20 protein-coding genes are annotated in these 21,663 nt (G+C 26.0%); 19 read left to right on the forward strand and 1 reads right to left on the reverse strand.

Annotated features, from left to right (window positions below):
• Positions 1–13 precede the first annotated feature (13 nt).
• The 17 genes from ACRYA_RS06140 (at position 14) to ACRYA_RS06220 (ending at position 18,797) form a co-directional block, all read left to right on the forward strand.
• The gene (locus tag ACRYA_RS06140) at positions 14–1,000 is read left to right on the forward strand and encodes an RluA family pseudouridine synthase (RefSeq protein ID WP_105916654.1); all 987 of its coding nucleotides are present in this window, start codon (positions 14–16) and stop codon (positions 998–1,000) included.
• Positions 948–2,231, forward strand: coding sequence for a hypothetical protein (locus tag ACRYA_RS06145; RefSeq protein ID WP_105916655.1), 1,284 nt, complete (start codon positions 948–950; stop codon positions 2,229–2,231). Before ACRYA_RS06140 ends, ACRYA_RS06145 begins: the two co-directional genes overlap by 53 nt.
• 2 nt (positions 2,232–2,233) lie before the next feature.
• Positions 2,234–3,427 (forward strand): tRNA (guanosine(46)-N7)-methyltransferase TrmB, encoded by a 1,194-nt coding sequence (gene trmB / locus ACRYA_RS06150; RefSeq protein ID WP_105916656.1) that lies wholly within the window; start codon positions 2,234–2,236, stop codon positions 3,425–3,427.
• Positions 3,424–4,086 carry a cell division ATP-binding protein FtsE gene (locus ACRYA_RS06155; RefSeq protein WP_105916657.1) on the forward strand — a complete coding sequence of 221 codons (663 nt, stop codon included), beginning with the start codon at positions 3,424–3,426 and terminating at the stop codon, positions 4,084–4,086. The genes trmB and ACRYA_RS06155 overlap by 4 nt, the downstream gene beginning before the upstream one ends.
• The gene (locus ACRYA_RS06160) at positions 4,073–4,891 is read left to right on the forward strand and encodes an FtsX-like permease family protein (RefSeq protein WP_105916658.1); all 819 of its coding nucleotides are present in this window, start codon (positions 4,073–4,075) and stop codon (positions 4,889–4,891) included. The genes ACRYA_RS06155 and ACRYA_RS06160 overlap by 14 nt, the downstream gene beginning before the upstream one ends.
• On the forward strand, positions 4,884–6,125 hold the full coding sequence (locus ACRYA_RS06165) for a murein hydrolase activator EnvC family protein (RefSeq protein WP_105916659.1): 1,242 nt from the start codon (positions 4,884–4,886) through the stop codon (positions 6,123–6,125). Before ACRYA_RS06160 ends, ACRYA_RS06165 begins: the two co-directional genes overlap by 8 nt.
• 8 nt (positions 6,126–6,133) lie before the next feature.
• Positions 6,134–6,562 carry a hypothetical protein gene (locus tag ACRYA_RS06170; RefSeq protein WP_105916660.1) on the forward strand — a complete coding sequence of 143 codons (429 nt, stop codon included), beginning with the start codon at positions 6,134–6,136 and terminating at the stop codon, positions 6,560–6,562.
• Positions 6,559–8,337, forward strand: coding sequence for a penicillin-binding protein 2 (gene mrdA, locus ACRYA_RS06175; protein WP_105916661.1), 1,779 nt, complete (start codon positions 6,559–6,561; stop codon positions 8,335–8,337). Before ACRYA_RS06170 ends, mrdA begins: the two co-directional genes overlap by 4 nt.
• Positions 8,338–8,389: 52 nt before the next feature.
• Positions 8,390–9,121, forward strand: a complete 732-nt coding sequence (gene fliP, locus ACRYA_RS06180) for a flagellar type III secretion system pore protein FliP (protein ID WP_105916662.1) — start codon at positions 8,390–8,392, stop codon at positions 9,119–9,121.
• Between the two features lie 24 nt (positions 9,122–9,145).
• Positions 9,146–11,092 (forward strand): HD domain-containing phosphohydrolase, encoded by a 1,947-nt coding sequence (locus ACRYA_RS06185; RefSeq protein ID WP_105916663.1) that lies wholly within the window; start codon positions 9,146–9,148, stop codon positions 11,090–11,092.
• Positions 11,093–11,203: 111 nt separating this feature from the next.
• Positions 11,204–12,553, forward strand: a complete 1,350-nt coding sequence (locus tag ACRYA_RS06190; RefSeq protein ID WP_105916664.1) for a TolC family protein — start codon at positions 11,204–11,206, stop codon at positions 12,551–12,553.
• On the forward strand, positions 12,550–13,263 hold the full coding sequence (locus ACRYA_RS06195; RefSeq protein ID WP_105916665.1) for an efflux RND transporter periplasmic adaptor subunit: 714 nt from the start codon (positions 12,550–12,552) through the stop codon (positions 13,261–13,263). The genes ACRYA_RS06190 and ACRYA_RS06195 overlap by 4 nt, the downstream gene beginning before the upstream one ends.
• Entirely contained in the window at positions 13,263–14,822 is a 1,560-nt protein-coding gene (locus tag ACRYA_RS10890; RefSeq protein WP_105916666.1) for an efflux RND transporter permease subunit, read from the forward strand. The genes ACRYA_RS06195 and ACRYA_RS10890 overlap by 1 nt, the downstream gene beginning before the upstream one ends.
• The gene (locus ACRYA_RS10895; RefSeq protein ID WP_105916667.1) at positions 14,819–16,477 is read left to right on the forward strand and encodes an efflux RND transporter permease subunit; all 1,659 of its coding nucleotides are present in this window, start codon (positions 14,819–14,821) and stop codon (positions 16,475–16,477) included. The genes ACRYA_RS10890 and ACRYA_RS10895 overlap by 4 nt, the downstream gene beginning before the upstream one ends.
• Before the next feature lie 21 nt (positions 16,478–16,498).
• Positions 16,499–16,996, forward strand: a complete 498-nt coding sequence (locus ACRYA_RS06210; RefSeq protein ID WP_105916668.1) for a redoxin domain-containing protein — start codon at positions 16,499–16,501, stop codon at positions 16,994–16,996.
• Positions 16,997–17,058: 62 nt separating this feature from the next.
• Positions 17,059–18,141: a PAS domain-containing sensor histidine kinase gene (locus ACRYA_RS06215; RefSeq protein WP_105916669.1), complete on the forward strand. Its 1,083-nt coding sequence runs from the start codon at positions 17,059–17,061 to the stop codon at positions 18,139–18,141.
• Complete coding sequence (locus ACRYA_RS06220) at positions 18,138–18,797, forward strand: response regulator transcription factor (protein ID WP_105916670.1); 660 nt, start codon at positions 18,138–18,140, stop codon at positions 18,795–18,797. The genes ACRYA_RS06215 and ACRYA_RS06220 overlap by 4 nt, the downstream gene beginning before the upstream one ends.
• A gap of 12 nt (positions 18,798–18,809) precedes the next feature.
• Here the strand turns inward: ACRYA_RS06220 and ACRYA_RS06225 are convergent, their stop codons facing one another.
• Entirely contained in the window at positions 18,810–19,292 is a 483-nt protein-coding gene (locus ACRYA_RS06225) for a MarR family winged helix-turn-helix transcriptional regulator (protein ID WP_105916671.1), read from the reverse strand.
• Between the two features lie 102 nt (positions 19,293–19,394).
• On the opposite strand from ACRYA_RS06225, the gene ACRYA_RS06230 reads away from it, so the two are divergent.
• Together ACRYA_RS06230 and ACRYA_RS06235 are read left to right on the forward strand one after the other, a co-directional pair.
• The gene (locus ACRYA_RS06230; RefSeq protein ID WP_105916672.1) at positions 19,395–20,627 is read left to right on the forward strand and encodes a TolC family protein; all 1,233 of its coding nucleotides are present in this window, start codon (positions 19,395–19,397) and stop codon (positions 20,625–20,627) included.
• Positions 20,624–21,661 carry an efflux RND transporter periplasmic adaptor subunit gene (locus tag ACRYA_RS06235; protein ID WP_105916673.1) on the forward strand — a complete coding sequence of 346 codons (1,038 nt, stop codon included), beginning with the start codon at positions 20,624–20,626 and terminating at the stop codon, positions 21,659–21,661. The genes ACRYA_RS06230 and ACRYA_RS06235 overlap by 4 nt, the downstream gene beginning before the upstream one ends.
• The last annotated feature ends 2 nt before the right edge of the window (positions 21,662–21,663 follow it).

The raw sequence follows: 21,663 nt of genomic DNA on the forward strand, positions 1-21,663 counted from the left end.
AGAGTAGCATAATATGTATAAAAATTTTATTGCAGAAGAAGAGATTAGATTAGATAAATTTTTAAGTTTAAAAATAGATGCTTCAAGAAATCAAATTGAGCAACTAATTGAAAAAGAGTTTGTAAAAGTAGATGGAAAAACAACAAACAAAAATGGTTTAAAACTAAAATTAAATCAACAAATAGAGGTTTTTTTTCCTGAACCAAAAACATTTGATAAAAAAGATAGCGAATTTATAGAAAACTCATTAAAAGATAAAAATATAGAGATAATATATGAAGATAGTGATATTTTAATTATAAATAAACCAAGAGGACTTACTGTTCACGATGCTCCTAGTGTAAAAGACGCAACTTTAGTTGATTGGCTAAAACTTCAAAATATAAGTTTATCAACTATAAGTGGTGAAGAGAGACATGGAATTGTACACAGACTTGATAAAGGAACTAGTGGTATTTTAATAGTTGCAAAAACAAATGAAGCTCATATTGAAATCTCAAAACAGCTAGAAAAAAGAGAAGCAGGAAGATACTATTTAGCAATAGTTGATTTGCCTTTAAAAGATAATATTGTTGTAGAAGAACCAATAGCTAGAAATCCAAACAATAGACTTAAAATGGCTGTACAAAAGGATGGAAGATATGCAAAAACATCATTTTGTAAACTCGAAATTAGTAATAACTCAAAATATGAACTAATAGCTTGTAAACTTTCAACAGGAAGAACACATCAAATAAGAGTACACTTAAATAGATTAAATAGGCACATTTTAGGGGATATTTTATATGGATTTAAGGGCGATTTCAGTATTATAAATGGATTTTTTTTGCATGGATTTTGCTTGGTATTTACTCATCCTAGAACTAAAGAGAAGATGAGCTTTACTGCAAAACTTCCAAAAGATATGCAAGATTTTATAGATACCAATTTTGATAAGGAGAGAATATATGAAAAAATTGAGACTTCTAGCCTCTTTAAGTTTTTTAATTTTAATAATTAGTGGCTGCTCAAATGTTTTAGATAGCCTAAGTACAACAACTTCACCAAAGGTTAATCAAAATTTTCAATCAATAGATTACTCTTCAATTAAATCAATTCCAGATATGAACTCAATTGGTTTTGAGTGGCAAAGAATTGATGACCATAGAGTTGTTGGTTATAATTTTTATAGAACAGAATTATCAAAAGGTCAAAATACTCTTAAGTTAATCAAAGCAACAGATAGTAGATATATAACACACTATGTTGATAAAGGTTTAGAGCCAAAAACAAAATATGCTTATCAAATATCTGCTAGATTAAATGATGGAACAGAATCCCCTACAACTCAAGCATATATAGTAGAGACCCTTCCAAGAATTGGACCTGTTGGTTTTGCACAAGCTGTATCAAATCTTCCAAAAAAAGTAAAAATTGTATGGCAACCGCATCCTGATCCTAGAGTTGGTTATTATAGAGTTGAAAGATATAATACTTTTCTAAAAGAGTGGGTTTGGGCATCTGCTTCTAAAATAGAAAATAGATTAAGTGCTGAATTTATTGATACAGGTTTAGATGACAATACTTCATATAAATATAGAATAAAAGCCTTCTCTTTTGGAGATGTTGAATCAGCTCCTACAAAAATATTAGAGGCAAAAACAAAAGCTCTTCCTCTTCCGCCTACAAATGTTAAAACTTCAAATAACATTCCAAAAAAAATATATATAACTTGGAGTGCATCTCAAAGTTCTGATGTAGTTCAATATAGAATATATAGAAGTAGTTATAAATCTTTAGGTTATAGTAATATAGCAGCTGTAAACTCAAATACTTTAGAGTACACAGATGAAGTAAATGCAGATAAAAAAGAGTACTACTACAAAGTTATGGCAGTTGATAAAGATAATCTTGAAAGTAGTTCAGATATCGAAGCTATAAAAGGTATATCTCTAGCACCACCATCAAAACCAATATTAACTTTGGCTCAAATTCAAGGAAATAAAGCTATTTTAAATTGGCAAGCAGGAGATAATAGAGCAACATCTTATAATGTTCATAAAAGAGTAAAAAAGAACTGGTTTTTATCAGATACAGTAAAATTTAAAAATATAACTTCTCTTAGATTTGAAGACCATGATATTTTAAAAGGTGTTGATTATTACTACTCTGTACAAGCAGTAGATGAATTTGGTGTACTTTCTGCAAAAAGTGATGAGGCAAAATTGGCTCTACCTGAAACAAGTATATAAATATGCCTCACATCGTTTTTGAAAAAAACAATCTACTTGAAACTCCTTTAAAAAAAGGGGATATTGAGTTTTTATTTACAGCTGTCTCTTATCATCCAAAAGGTAGTAATAGAAAAATTGAATATAAAATTGCTACAAAAAACAAAGATTTAGAGTTTTTATTAGCTATAAAAGAGAAAGATGATAACTTTATTATTAAATCAGATAAAACAACAAGAGTGTCCCCAGTTTCATATATAAAAGATGCTCTAAACTATTATGTTTTAGAGAATAAATCAAAAATTGTATTTAAAAACACTACAAACCTAAAAGAGAAAAAAGAGCAAGAACATAAATATCTAAAAGATATTGATTTTTTTGTAGAAGATTTTAAAAGTGATAAAGAGCTTCAAATAGAAATTGGTTTTGGAAGTGGAAGACATCTACTTTATCAGGCAAAACAAAATCCAAATATACAGTTTATTGGACTTGAAATTCACTATCCATCTATTGAGCAACTTCTAACACAATTAGAACTTCAAAATATTACAAATGTTTTGGTTGTAAACTACGATGCTAGACTTTTTATGGAGTTTATAGAGTCAAATCAAGTAGGGAAAATATTTGTACATTTTCCAGTTCCTTGGGATAAAAAAGCACATAGAAGAATTTATTCAAAAGAGTTTGTAAATGAAGCTTTAAGAGTTTTAAAAGTTTCTGGAACTTTAGAACTTAGAACTGATAGTAGAAATTATTTTGATTTTTGTGTAGATTTACTTACAAACTTAAACAAAGCCTCAATAAAAATTGATGTAAATAGAGATTTAGAAGTTGTAAGTAAATATGAAGATAGATGGAAAAAACAGGGTAAAAATATATATGATGTAGTTTTAACTTCACAAAATATTGATGAAAACCTTAATATTGATTATAGTTTTGAATTTGATTTTGATATAAATTTTGATAATTTTATAAAAAATGTTTTTTCAAAAGCTCTTATAATTAAAAATTATTTTATACACATTGAAGAGTTTTATAAGATATTAAATAAAAGTAATTCAGGTTTAATAAAAGTTACTATGGGGAACTTTGATAGACCTGTTACTAAATATCTTTTAGTAACAGATGGAAAAATATCTTATTATCAAGGAAATCCTCTTCCAACTAGCTCAAATATAGAAGCTGATAAAAAATTAAAAGAGATTTTGTCTAAATGATTACAGCAAAAGATTTATATCTTACTTATGATAGTAATAAATACATTATAAAAAGAGGAAATTTTTCTATAAAAGAGAAAGAGTTTGTCTTTATTGGAGGAAACTCAGGAAGTGGAAAATCAACGCTATTGAAATCTTTTTATGGTGATATTCCAATAAAACATGGTAGTTTAAAAATATCAAATCAAGAAGTTTTTAAAATCAAAGGAAATAATCTAAGATATCTTAGAAAAGATATTGGTGTTATTTTTCAGGATTATAAACTAATAAATGATTATACTATCGAAGAGAACATCATGATACCTCTTAAGATAAATAACTACTCAGATGAAGTTTCAAGACTTCAAGCTGATAATCTTTTAAAACACGTAAAATTAACTCATAGAAAAGGTTTTTATCCAAATCAATTAAGTGGAGGAGAGCAACAAAGAGTTGCAGTAGCACGTGCTTTAGCACATAATCCAAAAATTATAATTGCAGATGAGCCAACTGGAAATTTAGATGATTTTAATGCTGATGTTGTTTGGAACTTATTAAAAGGTGCAAATGAACAACTAGGAATTACAGTAGTTGTTGTAACGCATAGAGTTCCAAAAAATCTAGGAATTAATTTTAGACAATTATCAATAGAAGATGGGATAATTTATGAAGTCTCTTAAAGCTATTTTTGCCTTTTTTGTACCACTTTTAGCAATGCTTATTACATTTTGTATTTTTTTACTTATTGATAATATTGTAGATAATTACAAAAATAAAATATCAAGAGATTATAGTATTGTTTTAGTTGCAACAAATCCTATAAAAAAAGAGTCTTTAAATGAACTAGCTGGAATTAAAGTTGAAAATATTCAACTATTACCAAATGAAAAGATAATTGAAAATATTAAATCAAATTTATCTGATAACTCTATTGAACTTCTAAGACAAAAATTACCATACTTTTATCAAATATATCTTGAAATATTTCCAACAAGTAGTGAACTAGAAGTTATAAAAAAAACCCTACTTTCAAATAAAGATGTAAAAAATGTAGAGGTTTTTTATAAAAACCATAATCAAATATATCTACTACTTCTTATTTTAAATAGTGTCTCATTTATACTATTTTTTATTATTACAATTTTTGCAATAATAATTATTGCAAAACAGATAAAACTTTGGTTTCATGAGCATAGTGTAAGAATTTCTATTTTAAGACTTCATGGAGCTTCTATTATTTATAGTGCTTCTTCTGTTTTAAAATATGCATTAATAAGTTCTTTTATGGCTTTCTTAATATCTTCACTTTTTTTGATATATGTATCAAGCAATATTGAAGTACTTTTTCCATTTGAATTACAAGAGATAGTTAATGTAAATATAAATATTGAAAGAGATATTTTAAAAATTTTTATTTTATCTTTTTGTATCTCGGTATTTACAATCTTTGGTGTATTATTTAAGTATAAGATAAGTAATGATTAAATTAATTTTTTCACTATTTTTAATACCAATTTTTATATTTGCTTCAGCAATAGATACAAAAATTGCACAAAATCAAAAAAGCCTAGATAGTAGTAAAAAAAATAAAGATAATACAACTGTTAAAATAAAAGAGATCGCTGACAAAATAGAATCTTCAAATACAAATTTATCAAAACTGGAAGAAGATATTATAAAAATAAATGAAGATATAGAGCAACATCAAAAACTTCTAGAGAGTTCTCAATCAAAACTAAATGACCTTCAAGCAAAATCTAGTGATTTAATAAAAGAGAAAAATAGTAGCGAAGAGGAGATAATAAATACAATAGTAGAACAATTTTCTACATCTTTAGCACTTCAACTAGCTTCAAAAGAGTCTTTGCAAGAACTTATAGATAATGAGATGTTTAATCTTCTTTCAACAAATGCAAAACAAAAAGTTTTAAAACTAAATGAAAATTACAATAGACTAACAGAAAATACAAAAGCAAATCAACAAGAGATAAATAAACTAAATAGTTATATAAAAGATAGATTAAAAACTAAAGAGAACTATAAAGCTCTACAAATAAAGCATACAAAATCTTTAGAAAATTTAGAAAAAGAACATAAGCTTTATCAAGCTGAGCTTAAAAAAGTTATTGAACAACAAGATTCTTTGAGTAAAATATTATCTGACTTAAAGATTGTTAAACAACAAGAGTTAAAAAAAGCACAAGAACAAAGAGAAGAAGATAATCAACAAGTACAAACAACAAATGTAAGAAATCAAAAATATGCAAAAGATTTAGATCTTGATGTTAAAAAAATTGGTTCTTCAACAGATGGTGTACAAATTGTAAAATACAAAGGTGCAAAAACTATAGCTCCTTTAAAATCATTTAAAATTGTTAAAAATTTTGGAACATATTATGACCCTGTTTATAAAATAAAACTATTTAATGAGTCTATTGTTTTACAATCAAATGAAAAAGGCTCAAAAGTAGTAGCTGTTTTAAATGGAAAAATTGTATATGCAAAAAAGAATGCTGGAATGCTTGAAAATGTTGTTATTATCCAACACGAAGGTGGAATTCATACTGTTTACTCACATTTAGATGATATTGCACCAACTTTAGTTGTTGGAAAATGGATTCAAAAAGGTTCAGTAGTAGGAAGAGTAAATGAGAATTTAACTTTTCAAGTTACAAAAGATAGCTCACACATAGATCCAAAAGATCTGTTTAATATCTAGGCACTATTATGGTAAAAAACAGTATAGACAATCCAGTTTTTTTAATATTTTTACTACTATTTGCGGTAAGTGTAAATTTTTTAGCTTCTACCCATTTTTTAGTTATTTTATTTGCAGGAGTTCTTTCAACTACATTTTATAGAACTTTAAAACAAAAATATTACTACTCTTTTGTATTTGTTATAATTGCATTTTTATTTATTGAGTTAAATATTGGGCTTAAACCCTTTTCTCTATCTTTATTATCATATTTTGTATATCTTTTTATAATTCCAAGATATGAACAAAATCAGATAAATACATTTTTGTATGTAATCTTTTTTTATATTGGTTTAGGTGTTATGTGGTATATTTTCTTTAATTTTGACACATTTTTTAGTTACATTTTAATAATAAATCTATTTATAGATTTAATCTTAGTTGGGATATTTTTATGAATTTTAGATTAACACTTATCTACATTTTTATTGGAATTATTGCTATTACCCTACTTTCTAGAGTATATTTCTTATCTATCAAATCAAATACTTATTATGAAGAGTTATCAAAAAATAACTATATTAAAAAGACATATTTAGCACCAACAAGAGGTGTAATAGAAGATAGAAATGGAGAACCTTTGGCTCTAAATCAAATAGGATTTTCTATTCTTATAAAACCACACTTAAGAGCTTATAAATACAGAGAAAAACTAGAAAAACTTATAGATATTGTAGTAGAACAATTTCCACAATATGATAAAAATAAATTAATAAAAGATTATTTAAGAGATGATTCACCTTACAATCATGAATTTATAAAAGTTATTGATTATGTTCCTTATGAAGAAATTTTTTCAAGATATACATTTTTAGCAACTCAAGAGGATATAAGAATTGAATCTTCTTCAAAAAGACACTATCCACACAAAGAGTTAGCAGCACATATAATAGGTTATGTAAGTAAAGCTTCAAAATTAGATATTGCAAACAATGAAATAGCAAAGTATAGTGGAGTTGTAGGTAAAAGTGGAATTGAGAGATACTATAATGAAAAACTGCAAGGAACATTAGGATTTAAAGATACAAAAGTAAATGCTTTAAATAAAGAGATTGAAGTCATAGAACAAAAAGATCCTTCAAATGATAATAATGTAAGAATTACAATAGATGTTAATCTTCAAAAATATATTCAAGAATTATTCGTAGATAGAGCTGGTTCTGTTGTAGTTATGGATGCAAATAATGGTGAAATATTAGCAGCAGGTTCATTTCCAGAGTATGATAGTAACCTTTTTGCAAGAGGAATTACTCAAGATGAGTGGAATATTATGAGAAATGACTTTAATCATCCCTTTACAAATAAGATTATAAATGGATTATATCCTCCTGGTTCTGTTATTAAAATGGGTGTTGCCATGTCATTTTTAGAAAATGGTATAAGTGACAAATTTACAGTTCAATGTAGTGGTTCTTTACCAATTGGAAATAGAAATTTTAGATGTTGGAAAACAACAGGTCACGGTCATATTGGATTTAGAAGTTCAATTGAACAAAGTTGTGATGATTTTTACTACAAAGGTAGCTTAAAAATAGGAATTGGTAAAATGTCTGCAACTTTAGAAAAATTAGGAATTGGACAAAAGACTGGAATAGATTTAAACAATGAATTTGTAGGTATTAATCCTAATAAAGAGTGGAAAGAACAACGATTAAAAAAGCCTTGGTACATTGGTGAAACTGTTATTAGCTCGATTGGTCAAGGAAATATGCTAACAACTCCTTTACAAATAGCAAGATTTACAGCATTTTTTGCAAGTGGTAAACTTCCAAAACCACACTTAACAAAAGATGCTTATGAAGAACCAAAAGAGTTAGATTTTAAAAAAGAGCATATAAAACTTATGCAAGAAGGAATGTATGATGTTGCGAATTCACCATCAGGAACTGCAAAAAGATATATAAACTCAAAAGTAAAAATAGCAGCAAAAACAGGAACAGCTCAAGTTGTATCTATTCCGCAAAGTGAAAAAGTAAGGATGAAAGAGAGTGAAATGGAGTATTTTCAAAGATCTCATGCTTGGATTACTGCTTATGGACCATATAAAAATCCAAAATATGTAGTAACAATAATACAAGAACACGGTGGTGGTGGTGGAAGTGCCACAGGTGGAATTGCTAGTAGAATTTTTGATAAATTATATGACTTAGGATATATAACAGAATTAGAGTAATATTTAATCATATATTAGATAGAATGGTAACCATTTAATTTAGGATTTATATTTGAAGATAATTTTTTCACTAGTTTTTTCATCACTATTTTTATTTGCTGCACAAGATCCATTACCAATGATAAATCTTTCAGTTGCAGCAATAGACCAACCAATACAATTTGTAAAAACTATAAATATAGCTGTTATTTTAGCTCTTATGGTTCTTGCTCCTACACTTTTACTTATGGTGACATCTTTTACAAGAATTATAATTGTTTTAGCACTTTTAAGACAAGCTTTGGGTTTACAACAATCCCCACCTACACAAATAATAATTTCTCTTGCACTTATTATGACAATTTTTATTATGGAACCTTATGGAAAAAAGGCTTGGGATGAAAGTATTGTACCTTATATGGATGAAAAAATATCATATCAAGAAGCTTTTACAAAAGGGGTGGCTCCTTTTAAAGATTTTATGATAAAAAACACTAGAGAATCAGATTTAGCACTATTTTATAGAATAAAAAAAGAACCTAACCCAAAAAACATTGAAGATGTATCGCTTATTTTACTTATGCCAGCATTTATTGTGAGTGAACTTAGAACAGCATTTGAGATAGGGTTTTTGATATTCTTACCATTTTTAATTATAGATATTATAGTTGCTTCAATTTTGATGAGTTTAGGTATGATGATGTTGCCACCTGTTATGATATCACTGCCCATAAAAATTATCTTCTTTATTATAGTTGATGGTTGGTTACTAATAATTGGAAATCTAGCACAATCCTTTAAATAAATAATTTATAATCAGGTTTTATATATGAAAAAAATTTTATATTTTGTTATAGGTTTTTTAGCGCTTGTATCTATATCATACTATTTTTATTATTCTCCAAAAAAAGAGGATATAACAAAAGAGATATTTTTAGAAAAAAGTAATCAAATGAGAAAACTTTTTACAGATGAAATAAAAAGAAAACAAGACAATACTCTTAATATGGCGTTTATTTTAAGTCAAGATGAGAATCTTATCAATGCTTTAAAAACAAAAAATAAAAGCTTATTAAATTATGATAATACTTTATTATTTTTACATGATAATAGTGAATACAAAAATCTTTGGTTGCAAATAGTTGATAAAGATGGAAGAAGTTTTTATAGATCTTGGAGAAAAATTACAGGAGATGATTTATCAAATGTTAGAACAGATTTAGAAGAACTTATAAAAAATCCAAAACCAACTACAAATATAAGCTCAGGGCTATTTGACTTAACTCTAAAAGCAATTAATCCAATTTATGACTTAAATGGTGAATTTTTAGGTTTTGTAGAGTTTATTTCAAAATTTAACTCTATATCAAAAAATTTGAAATTTGAAAATATAGAACCTATTTTTATTTTAAGTAAGGAAAAGAGTGAAAAAATAATTGAACCTTTTAGTAAAATTTTTATACGTGATAATTACATTGTAAATATTGATGCAGATAAAACTCTTTTAAAATTTATTGAAAAAAAAGGAATTGATACATTCTTAAATATTGAAAACTATTTGCTTATGGATAAATTTATTATTACAAATTTAGAAATAAAAGATGTAAATGGTAGCAATATGGGACTATTTTTGCTATTTTTTGAAAAAAATAGATTAGATTATTCACCTTTAGCAAATTTTAAAAACCAATATTTATCTATTGTTATAATTTTTTCAATTTTATATCTTATAGGTTTTTTATATCTTCTAAAAACTATATATGCAAAAGAACTTGATGATGATGTAAAAATTAAGACAAAAATGATACAAGAACAACAAAAAAAGCTTGAAAAACTACTCGATATTTATGATAAAAACGTAATATTTTCAAGAACAGATTTAAAAGGAATAATTACTCATGCAAGTAGTGCATTTTGTAAAATTAGTGGTTATTCAAAAAATGAGCTTTTGGGACAACCACATAATATTGTAAGGCATCCTGATATGCCAAAATCTATATTTAAAAAGATTTGGGATAGTTTAAAAGATGAGAAAAAAATAACTATAGAGCTAAAAAATTTAAGAAAAGATGGCTCATACTACTGGGTAGTTGCTGATTTAGAACCAGAATATGATGACTTAGGAAATCATATAGGATACTTTGCAGTTAGAGAAGATATTACAGCAAATAAAGAGATAGAAGAGCTTCAAAAAGAGGTTATCTTTACTATGGGCTCTATTGCTGAGTTTAGGTCTAAAGAGACGGGTGAACATATTAAAAGAGTTGCAAAATACTCAAAAATTTTGGCTACTGCTTATGGTTTATGTGAAGATGAAGTTGATATGTTAGAGCTTGCAAGTCCTATGCATGATATTGGGAAAATAGCAATACCTGATGCTATTTTAAACAAACCAGGAAAATTGACAGATGAAGAGTTTGATATTATAAAAACTCATGCACAAAAAGGTCATGATATGCTTGGAATATCTAATAGACCACTTTTTAAAGTTGCTTCTCAAATAGCTTTAAGCCATCACGAAAAATATGATGGAACAGGTTATCCAAATAATTTAAAAGCTGAAAATATACCAATTTTTGGAAGAATAACAGCACTTGCAGATGTTTTTGACGCATTAGGTAGTGATAGATGCTACAAAAAAGCTTGGGATATTGAAAAAGTATTTGAGTTTATAAAAGAGCAAAAAGGAAAACATTTTGATCCAAAACTAGTAGAATTATTTTTTGAAAATATTGATCAGATTCTAAAAATAAGAGATGATTACAAAGATATATAAATATAATTTATATATCTATAAACTTTATTTATAATTTTTATTTATAATTAAACTTTGAATTATATATTTTTTTGGGTATAATTTTTTCACTAAATTTTGCTTAGGATTTATATGAAAAAATTATACCTATTTTTAATAATCTCAAAACTAACATTTGCCCAAACTATAAGCTTTGAAGAGGTTTTAAATCAAACTATAGAAAATAGCAAAGATTTACAAAAACAGAAAATAAATATAGATATTGCAAAAACAAATAGCGATATTATTGATGGTGTAAACTTTGGAAAAGTTTCATTAAATAGTGATGTTAGCCGTACTAATCATGCTGGATATGTATTTATGGGAAAACTATCTAGCAGGGATGCAACCTTTAAAGATTTTGGATTTTCTCAAATGAATGAAGGTATAAACACAGCTCCTAAAGATTTAAACTATCCAGAATCATATACAGCTATAAATAGCTATATTTCGTATGATTTACCTCTGTTTACAGGTTTTGCTCTTTATCACCAAAAAGGTATTTTAAAACTTCAAGAAAAAGCAAATGAAATTTTATATAATCTTGATAAAAAAACTCTAGAATTTGAAGTTTTAAAAGCTTACAATAGTGCAGTTTTAGCAAAAGATTTTGTAAAAACTATGCAAAAAGCAAAAGATACTATTGGCTTTATTCAAAATGGAGCAAAAGAGTTTCATAAAAATGGGCTTGTTACAAAAATAGATGTAAATGAAGCAGAACTATATTTTTTAAATACAAACTCAAATCTAATTGAAGCAGAAAATAACTTCAAACTAGCTCTTGCATATATTAGATATTTAACTTCAAATGAAAATATTAGCGATGTAGAAAATCTACAAAATACATATTTAGAACTAAAAGAGTTTGAAGATTTATACAAAATTGCCTTAAAAAATAGAGATGAGATAAGTTTACAAAATATATCTATTGAAGCAAATAATAAAAATATAAAAGCGAACCAAGGCTCATACTACCCATCAATTTTCACTCACTTAGAGTATGGATACAATGATAATAAGTTTTCTACTTCAAAAGATAAAGACTACTACATGGCACTTTTGGGTATAAGTTTAACTCTTTTTGATGGAACTAGAAGTGCAAATGTTGAAAAAAGTCGCCTTGAATACCTAAAATCAAAACTAGATTTTGAAAAACTTCAAGATGGAATAAAACTTGAGGTACAAAAAGCTCTTTTAGACTATAAAGCAAAACAAGAGATTTTAAAAGAGAAAATAGCTGCAAGTGAATTAGCAAATACTGTTTTAAATCAAGCAAAACTTCAATATAAAAATAGATTAATATCTATGACAACACTTTTATCTCAAGAGACAAATCACAGACAAAGCCAAACTATGTTTTTAAATGCTAAATATGAAAACTCTTTAGCACTTGCTAGATTAAATTTAGTTTTAGGACAAAACCTACAAAAGGATTATAAATGAGATTTTTAATTTTAATATTTTTAGCTTTTTCAACTACTTTTGCAAATAGTTTACAGTTAGATGGTATAGTTGAATCACAAAATGAGAAAATAATCACAAGTAAAATGATGGGATATATTACAAAAATATATGTAAATGAAGGTGATAATGTAAAAAAGGGACAAATTTTATACGAAATTGACCCAACAGATATTGTATATAATAGTGATATTTTAAAAAATCAAGTAAAAAATCTTGAGTTAAACCTAAAAAGATACAAAGATTTACTAAATCAAGATTTAGTTTCAAGATTTGATTATGAACAGCTTGAATTAAATTTAATTACAGCAAAAGCAAAATTGAGTGAATTAAATGCAAACTTTAACTATCTAAAAGTAAAAGCACCAAATAATGGTCTTGTAATAAAAAAATCTATAAAAGAGGGTGAGATGGCAATGCCTGCAATGCCTCATTTAATCCTAACCGATTTGGATGATTTAATAATAAAATCAAATATTGCAGAGTCTAGTTTAAAGTACCTAAAAATTGGACAAGATGTAGATATAAAAATCCCATCTCAAGAGTTTGAAACAAAAGGGAAAATTATAGCAATTTATCCAAACTATATTGCAAATGCTCACTCTTTTTCAATAAAAATATCATTTGATAAAAAAGATTTTCAAATCTATCCAGCAATGTATTCAAAAATAACTATAAATTTGGATAAATAATGAATCAAAAGTTAAATAGTGCAGGGAAAATTGCAAAAATTTTTATAAATCATCCATTAACAGCAATTTTGGGTATTTTTATTTTGATTTTAGGTTATTTTGCACTTCAATTTATGCCAAAAGAGGAAAATCCTCAAATAAAAGTTAGTGGTGCAGTTGTAATCGTTGCTTTACCAGATGCGAAGGCTAGTGAGATTCAAAAAGTAATAATTGAGCCTTTGGAGAAAAAAATAAGAGAGATAAAAGGAGTTGAACATATTTTTTCTTTTGCTTATGATAGCTATGGAGTTGTACAAGTACAATTTTTTATTGGAGAAGATAAAGAACAATCAAACTTAAAACTATATGATCAAGTTATGAGAAATATGGATTTAATGCCTAAAAATGCAATGCAACCAATAATAAAAACTATGGATATAGACACAGGTATTCCAATAGCAACAGTAGCGTTTTATAGTGCAAAAGAAAATGGCAAAGAGTTGCTTTCAAAAAGTGAGCTTTTTACTCAAGTAAGCCTTATTTCAAAAGAGATAAATAAAATAAAAAATGTAGCCTTAGTAGATTTAAAAGGAGAGAAAAAAGAGCAGTTTAATATTTTGCTTGATATAAATAAAATTAACTCTTATAATCTTGCAATTGCTCAAGTTATGAAGCAAATTGAGAGTTTAAACTTCAATATTCCAAATATTAATACAAATACAAACAATAAATCTTTGGTAGTTTTAGAGGTAAAAAAAGCTATTGAAGATGTAAAAGATTTAGAAAATCTTATAATCTCATACAACTTTCAAACTCCAATATATCTAAAAGATATAGCAAATATAGAAAAATCTCATGACATACAAAACAAAAAAGATGCTTACATTTATATAAAAGATAGTGATGGAAATTTTGAAGAGAGTAATCAAATTACTCTAATGGCTTCAAAATTAAAAGGTGCAAATTCTGTTGTTATAAATGAGCAAATTTTTGAATATTTAAATAGTATAAAACAATCTTTACAAGAGAAAAATATATTGTTTACAATCACAAGAGATGATGGATATACAGCAAATAATGCAGTAAATGCTTTAATAAAAGATCTATTAATTTCTATAATAATAATCTTTGTTTTACTTATTTTTACTTTGGGATTTAAAGAGGCAATTATTGTATCTTTAACTGTTCCTATGATTTTATCTTTGACTTTGTTTATTGGATTTATGATAGGTGAGAGTGTAAATCGTATAACACTTTTTGCACTTATTGTTGCACTAGGAATGTTAGTTGATGCTGCAATAATTGTAATAGAAAATATTCATAGACACAAAATTGAACATCCAAATATGGAATTAGAAACCCTAGCAATAAATGCAACAAATGAGATAGGAAACCCTACAAACATAGCAACTATTGCCATAATTATGGTATTTATTCCTATGTTTTTTGTGGGTGGAATGATGGGAGAGTTTATGCACCCTCTTCCTGTTTTTGTACCTATATCTTTAGCTGTTTCACTCTTTGTTGCATATGCTTTTACACCCTATTTGGTTAAAAAGATTTTGAAAGGTAAAAAATGAGATTAGAGAAATTTATACTAGATATTTTAAATAGTAAAAGAAAAATAAATTTAATATATCTTATTACTTTATTACTTTTTATATTGAGTATTTTAACTTTTCCAACAAAAATCGTAAAAGCAAAAATGCTTCCAAACAAAGATTCAGATAGTTTTTCTATCTATTTAGATTTAAAAGATGGTTCAAGTAAGTATGAGACAAAAGAGGTAGTAGATTGTATTGTAAAAAATCTACAAAATGAAGAAAATATAACAAATATTTCAGCTTTTATATCTCAAGGTCAACCAGTTGATTTTGCAGGACTTGTAAAACAAAGTGCTTTAAAAAATAGCGAAAATCAAGCTGAGCTTATGATAAATATTAAAAGATTTAAAGATAGAGAAATTACAAGTTATAATCTTATTTCAAATCTTAGAAGTAAAATACAAAACTCTTGTAAAAACACATATGAAGCAACTATCAAATTTATAGAACTTCCTGCTGGTCCTCCTGTATTAGCTTCTCTTGTAGCTGAAATTTATGGTGGAAATAATTTTGAAAGGAGAAGAGATTTTGCTATAAAAATAGCAAATATTTTTAAAAATCAAGACACTTTGGTTGATATTGATATTTTAGCTTCACAAGATTTTTTTACTTTTACTTTGGAAATAAATAGCAACAAAGCCATTATGAGCAAAGTTGATTTAGAACACTTAAAAGCAACTTTATATCTTGCATTTGAAGGTATGCAAATAGGAGTTATAAATGATAAAAATGCCCAAAGTCAAATTCCAATATTTTTAAGACTTGATGACTCAAGAAATTTATCAAATAACTCAAAAGATGCTTTAAATCTAAAACTTAATAGCTTAAAAATAATGAACGATATGGGACAAATGATTAGTATTTCAGAGTTAGTAAGTATAAAACAAACTATAAAAGAGCCAACAATTACATCAAAAAATCTAAATCCAATAATAAATGTAATAGCCGAAACTTCAAACGATAGCCAAATATATCCACTTTTAAACTCAAGAGAAGATATGATGAAAAGTTTTTCAAATGATTATGAAATAATCAAAACCAATATGCTAAATCTATCTTTTATAGATAAAAAAACAAATGAGAGATTTGATTTGGTTTTTGATGGAGAACTGCAAGTTACTATTGATACATTTATAGATTTAGGAACTGCTTTTATCATAGCTTTAATTTTAATATTCTTACTTATGGTAGTTTATTATAAAAATTTTGCTCTTAGTGGTGCAATTGTACTTTCGAGTTTTATATCTATTATTGGGGTTGTTTTTGCTCATATTATTATGGATATTTTTACAAGAGATACTTTTTATTTAACAGCAACTAGTCTTATTGGATTTATTGCTTTAATAGGTATTAACTCAAGAAACTCGACTTTGATAATAGATTTTGCAAAACAACTTGTAGTTGAGAATAATTTAGGAGTAAATGAAGCTATAGCAAAAGCAGCAGCAACAAGATCAAAACCTATTATTTTAACTGTTTTAGTTCTTGTTTTTGCAAGCTCTTTAATAGCAAATGATGCTGTATTTGGTGGACTTGGAGTTGCACTTATTGGTGGAACTTTGATATCTTATATAGTTTCTATGTTTTTTGTACCAGTTGTTATAAGAAATAGTTTAAAAAAAATTGTTTAAAGATATATTTGAAGGTAAAAAATGAGTGAAAAAATAAAAAAAGTTTTAAAAGGTTTAATTAAATATTCAATTCTTTTTATAATAGTTTTAAACGTAGTAAGTTATTTTAAAGGTATAGATTTAAACAAAGAAAAATTCTCTATACAAAGTTTTGAATTAATAGATGGTTCAAATTATAATATAAAAAACGACAAACCACTTCTGGTTAATTTTTGGGCCTCATGGTATCCTATATGTGCTTTGGAAGAGCAAAATATTGAAAAATTATCAAAAGATTTTGAAGTAATTACAATAGCAACTCAATCAGGAAGTAATGAAGAGATAGAAAAATATTTAAAAGATAAAAATCTTAGTTTTAAAGTCGTAAATGATGAATATGGTCTTTTATCTACTGAATTTAATGTAAAAGCATTTCCTACAACTTTTATTTATGATAAAAACCAAAATCTAAAGTTCACTGAAGTTGGTTACACTTCAACTTTTGGATTAAAACTTAGACTTTGGTTGAGTAGTTTCTAAAATCATTGACAAAAAAAAGCTTCTTTGATAGGATAGAAAAATTTTTATAGGATTTTAAAATTATGAACAACTACCAAAAAGCAATAGAAAATTCAAATATAGTCTCAAAAACAGATATAAATGGAATTATAACTTTTGTAAATGATGAGTTTTGTAATCTTTTTGGTTTTAAAAAAGATGAATTAATTGGAAAAAATCACAATATTATAAGACATCCAGATACTCCAAAAGAGAATTTTGAAACGCTTTGGAATACTATTTTAGATAAAAAAGTCTATAAATCTACTGTAAAAAATATATCAAAAAATGGACAAGATATTTATTTAAATACAACTATTATTCCTATTTTAGATGAAAAAGAGGAAAATATTGTTGAGTTTGTAGCTATAAGATATGATATTACAAATGAAGTACTACTTCAAAAAGAGTTAGAAGAGAAACAAAAAATTATATTTTTGCAATCAAGAATGGCAAGTTTAGGTCAAATGCTTGGAAATATAGCTCATCAGTGGAGACAACCTTTAACAGAGTTAAACTTAAGTTTATTTAATCTTAAAAAAGCTTTTGAAAATGACAATAAAAAAGAGATAGAAAATCTTTATTCAAACTCAAAAAATCTTATATTAGGAATGTCAAGCACTATTGATGATTTTACAAATTTTTTTGCTCCACAAAAACAAAAAGAAGCTTTTTTAATAAATCAAAGTATAAATGAAGCTTTGAAGATTTTAAATAGAGTTTTAGAAGATGAAAATATTAATATTAAGTTTGATATTGTAAAAGATTTAGAGATTTTTGGAATAAAAAATGAGCTAACTCAAGTACTATTAAATCTTATAAATAACTCAAAAGATGCTTTTGTACAAAAAAATATCACAAAAAAAGAGATAACTATAAAAACTTACACAAAGGCAAAAGATGATTTTGTATATTTAGAATATCTTGATAATGCACAAGGATTAAGCAAAGAGCTATTTGATAAAATTTACGAGCCATATTTTACAACAAAACATCAATCAATTGGAACAGGGCTTGGTCTTTTTATTTGTAAAATAATTATTGAAAATAGTTTTAAAGGTGAAATTATGCATGAAAATATTTCAAATGGTTTAAAATTCACTCTAAAGTTTCCAAAAATAATATGAAAAATCTAAAAGTTTTAATAGTTGAAGATGAGCAAAAACTAGCGAATTTAATAAGAAACTCAATAAAAGAGCTTTTTTTTAAAGTAGCAATTGCAAAAGATGGTATTGATGGTATTAAAAAGTTTAAAAGTTTTAAACCTGATATTGTAATTAGCGATATTTCTATGCCAAATCTAAATGGTCTTGAAATGTGCAAAATAATAAAAAGTCAAAGACAAACTCCTACAATAATTTTAAGTGCTTACAGCCAAAAAGAGATGCTTTTAGAAGCAATTGATTTGGGAATTTCAAAATATTTTATAAAACCATTTGATATTGAAAGTTTTATTGAATACTTAAAAGAGCTATCAAATAAGATAAATAAGGAGAAAAACTATACTTTAAAAGATGGTTTTGTATTTGTAAAAAACTATTGTAATTTGTATAAAGATAATAAGTTAATAAATCTTACAAAAAGGGAAAAAGAGTTTATAAATCTTTTAATAGAAAATAAAAATCTACTTGTAAAACTAGAAAATATTAAAGAAAATCTATGGGAATTAGAAAATATAAGCGATGAAAGAGTTAGAACTTTTATAAAAAGATTAAGAGCAAAAACATCTAAAAATTTGATTGAAAATGTATCATCTCAAGGATATATGATAACATCTGATTGATTTTATATTAGGTTAAATCATAGAGTAGATAAGTTTTGACAAAATCTTTTTTAAATCATTTTTCTCTTTTTGACTCAATACTTTAAAATGATTTTCTAATCTTTTTGAAGTTTCACAAATGCAAGATTCTATTAAAAAAACTCCATTTTGAGTAAGAGTTACAGAACTCTTTCTTTTATCTTCTTTTGAAATATCTCTTTTTATAAACTCTCTATCTTCAAGTTTTTTTAAAACTTTTGTCATACCACCACTTGAAAATATTGTTGCATCATAAAGTTCTGTTGGAGAAAGTGAATGATTTTCATTGCTAAAATATAGAGATGCTAAAACATCAATATCTGAATGTAACAAATCATAGCTAGTTTTATAAAAACTCTCTGATTCGTTGTAAATATGTTTATTTACTAAAAACATTGGTAAAGAAAAAGCAAAAACTTCATGCTTTTTATTTTTTGAAACTCTACTATAAAACTCATCTATATATCTTTTATTCATGGTGAAAATTGTATCTAATTTAAAATTAAAATTATCTTTCTAGCAAGACAAATTTAAGTAAAATACTGCTAGAATTTTACTTTATTTTAAAAAGGAGTAAACTTGAAAAAAATATATTTTACTTTTTTAGTACCGATATTTTTATATAGTCAAAATTTAGAAGAATTAGTAAATTTAACAATTGAAAATAGATTGGTTGAATCTTCTAAACAAAATTTAGATGCATTAAAAGATGAGTATAAAAGTGTACAAAGAGGTTATTTACCAAAATTAGATGCTGGTGCTTCATATTCAGTAAATGAGCACGAATACCCAAATACACCAAAAAAAAGAGCAAATGCTTATGGTAGTGTAAACTACTTATTGTACGATGGTGGAAAAAAATATGATATTTACGATGGATATGAAACTGATATAAAAAGTGGTGAAAAATCACTTGATGCATTAAGAAACAATTTATCACTAACTGTTATTAAATACTACTTTGATTATTTGTCTCTTGAAGCACAAAAAGATACGAAACAAAAAGAGATAGAACAATTAACAGCACAAGAAGATAGAATTGGAAGGTTTTATAATGCAGGAACTACAACAGAAGATGAGCTTCAAAAAATAGTTTCAAGACTTCAAAATGCGATTGTTGAGCTTCAAGAAATTGAATTAAATATTATTACAATTACACATAATCTTGAATACATTACAGGAACAAAAATATCAATCACAGATGGTTCAAAACTTGAAGATATTAATAATTTGATACAAAAAAATCCTAGATTTGATATTCAAGCTTTGGATTTTGTAACTCAATCAAAACAAAGTATTGCTCAAGCACAAAAAAGTGGCTATTACCCAACAGTTACATTAGATAATACATTTAATTATTACGACAATAATTACGATAGAAAAATTAATGATACTGATATAAACAATCACCAAAACATTGCAAGTGCAAACATGAAATGGAATTTATTCTCTTTTGGTCAAACAAAGTATCAATATGAATCAAAACAAAAAGAGTATTTAGCTAGTAGATCAAACTTTGAGTATGAAAAAAATAAAGCTGATGTTGATTTGCAACTAGCTTTAAAATCATATAATATAGCAAAAGCAAAAATCAAATCAACTGAAGCAACTCTTAAAGCAGCTCAAAGTGCTTATGAAATAATTAAGTCAAAATTTGAAAATGGACTTATAGACAATGTTGCATTTTTACAAAGTTTAACAGAAAAATATGATGCAATAAGTCAACACAAAAAAGCTATAAATGATTTAGAAGTAAAAAAAGCAACAATAATTTACCATAGTGGTGAAAAATTACAGGAGTATATAAGATGATAAAAAAATCAATAATGTCACTTTTTGTGGCAAGCATAGCAATTGCAAATCTAAATGCAAATGAAGCCCCTGCACTTCCAGTGCAAGTATTTAAAATAGAAAAAAAAGATATTACTACAAGTAAAACTTATCCAACTATTTTGAAAGCTGTTGAGCAAGTAGATATTATTGCTCGAGTTTCTGGTACTTTAGAAGAAAAAAACTATACAGAGGGACAATTTGTAAAAAAAGGAACTCTTCTTTATAAAATAGAACCTGATACTTATTTAGCAAATTTAAACTCAAAAAAAGCAAATTTTACAAAAGCAAAAAAAGATTTTGATAGAGCAAAATCTTTGATAGCTTCAAAATCTATCAGTCCTCAACAATTTGATGATTATACTTATCAATTTGAAAGTTCAAAAGCTGCTTTAGATGAAGCACAAATTCAATACAACTATACAAAAGTTACTAGTCCAATAGATGGAATTGCTGGAATAAAAAAACAAGATATTGGAGATTTAGTAGGAACAACTCCTGCTAACTCTACACTTGTAACTATTACAAATACAAATCCAATTCATGCTGAATTTTCTCTTCCAAAAGAGGATATGAACAAATACTTAAGTCAAATTAGAGAAAATAAAGCAAAAATTAATTTAATAGTAGGTGATAAATTATTCAATGGAACTATTGATTTTGTTGCTCCTATAATTGATACAAATACTGATACGCTTCTTGTAAGAGCAAAAATTGATAATCCAAACAATGAACTAATTGTTGGAAATTTTGCACAAATTGAAGTTTCAAATCTTGATTTAGGAGATATTTTTGTAGTTCCTGAAAATGCTGTTTTAAAAACAGCACAAGCAACAGTTGTAATTGTTGTAGCAGATGACAATATTGCAAAACCAACACCTGTTGTTGTTGGTGATTTAATTAAAGAAGGTGTTGTAGTAAAAAGTGGTTTAAAAGGTGGTGAGAAAATTATTATTAGCAATATTGCAAAAATAAGACCAAATACAAAAGTTCAAATTATAGATAAAGAGAAATAGTT

The sequence above is a fragment of the Aliarcobacter cryaerophilus ATCC 43158 genome, assembly GCF_003660105.1.
Lineage (GTDB): Bacteria > Campylobacterota > Campylobacteria > Campylobacterales > Arcobacteraceae > Aliarcobacter > Aliarcobacter cryaerophilus.

Bases quoted from the DNA above. Each gene is read 5' to 3' on its own strand.
- ACRYA_RS06140 (WP_105916654.1), top strand. From the start codon at position 14: ATGTATAAAAATTTTATTGCAGAAGAAGAGATTAGATTAGATAAATTT.
- ACRYA_RS06145 (WP_105916655.1), top strand. From the start codon at position 948: ATGAAAAAATTGAGACTTCTAGCCTCTTTAAGTTTTTTAATTTTAATA.
- trmB (WP_105916656.1), top strand. From the start codon at position 2,234: ATGCCTCACATCGTTTTTGAAAAAAACAATCTACTTGAAACTCCTTTA.
- ACRYA_RS06155 (WP_105916657.1), top strand. From the start codon at position 3,424: ATGATTACAGCAAAAGATTTATATCTTACTTATGATAGTAATAAATAC.
- ACRYA_RS06160 (WP_105916658.1), top strand. From the start codon at position 4,073: ATGAAGTCTCTTAAAGCTATTTTTGCCTTTTTTGTACCACTTTTAGCA.
- ACRYA_RS06165 (WP_105916659.1), top strand. From the start codon at position 4,884: ATGATTAAATTAATTTTTTCACTATTTTTAATACCAATTTTTATATTT.
- ACRYA_RS06170 (WP_105916660.1), top strand. From the start codon at position 6,134: ATGGTAAAAAACAGTATAGACAATCCAGTTTTTTTAATATTTTTACTA.
- mrdA (WP_105916661.1), top strand. From the start codon at position 6,559: ATGAATTTTAGATTAACACTTATCTACATTTTTATTGGAATTATTGCT.
- ACRYA_RS06185 (WP_105916663.1), top strand. From the start codon at position 9,146: ATGAAAAAAATTTTATATTTTGTTATAGGTTTTTTAGCGCTTGTATCT.
- ACRYA_RS06190 (WP_105916664.1), top strand. From the start codon at position 11,204: ATGAAAAAATTATACCTATTTTTAATAATCTCAAAACTAACATTTGCC.
- ACRYA_RS06195 (WP_105916665.1), top strand. From the start codon at position 12,550: ATGAGATTTTTAATTTTAATATTTTTAGCTTTTTCAACTACTTTTGCA.
- ACRYA_RS10890 (WP_105916666.1), top strand. From the start codon at position 13,263: ATGAATCAAAAGTTAAATAGTGCAGGGAAAATTGCAAAAATTTTTATA.
- ACRYA_RS10895 (WP_105916667.1), top strand. From the start codon at position 14,819: ATGAGATTAGAGAAATTTATACTAGATATTTTAAATAGTAAAAGAAAA.
- ACRYA_RS06210 (WP_105916668.1), top strand. From the start codon at position 16,499: ATGAGTGAAAAAATAAAAAAAGTTTTAAAAGGTTTAATTAAATATTCA.
- ACRYA_RS06215 (WP_105916669.1), top strand. From the start codon at position 17,059: ATGAACAACTACCAAAAAGCAATAGAAAATTCAAATATAGTCTCAAAA.
- ACRYA_RS06220 (WP_105916670.1), top strand. From the start codon at position 18,138: ATGAAAAATCTAAAAGTTTTAATAGTTGAAGATGAGCAAAAACTAGCG.
- ACRYA_RS06225 (WP_105916671.1), bottom strand. From the start codon at position 19,292: ATGAATAAAAGATATATAGATGAGTTTTATAGTAGAGTTTCAAAAAAT.
- ACRYA_RS06235 (WP_105916673.1), top strand. From the start codon at position 20,624: ATGATAAAAAAATCAATAATGTCACTTTTTGTGGCAAGCATAGCAATT.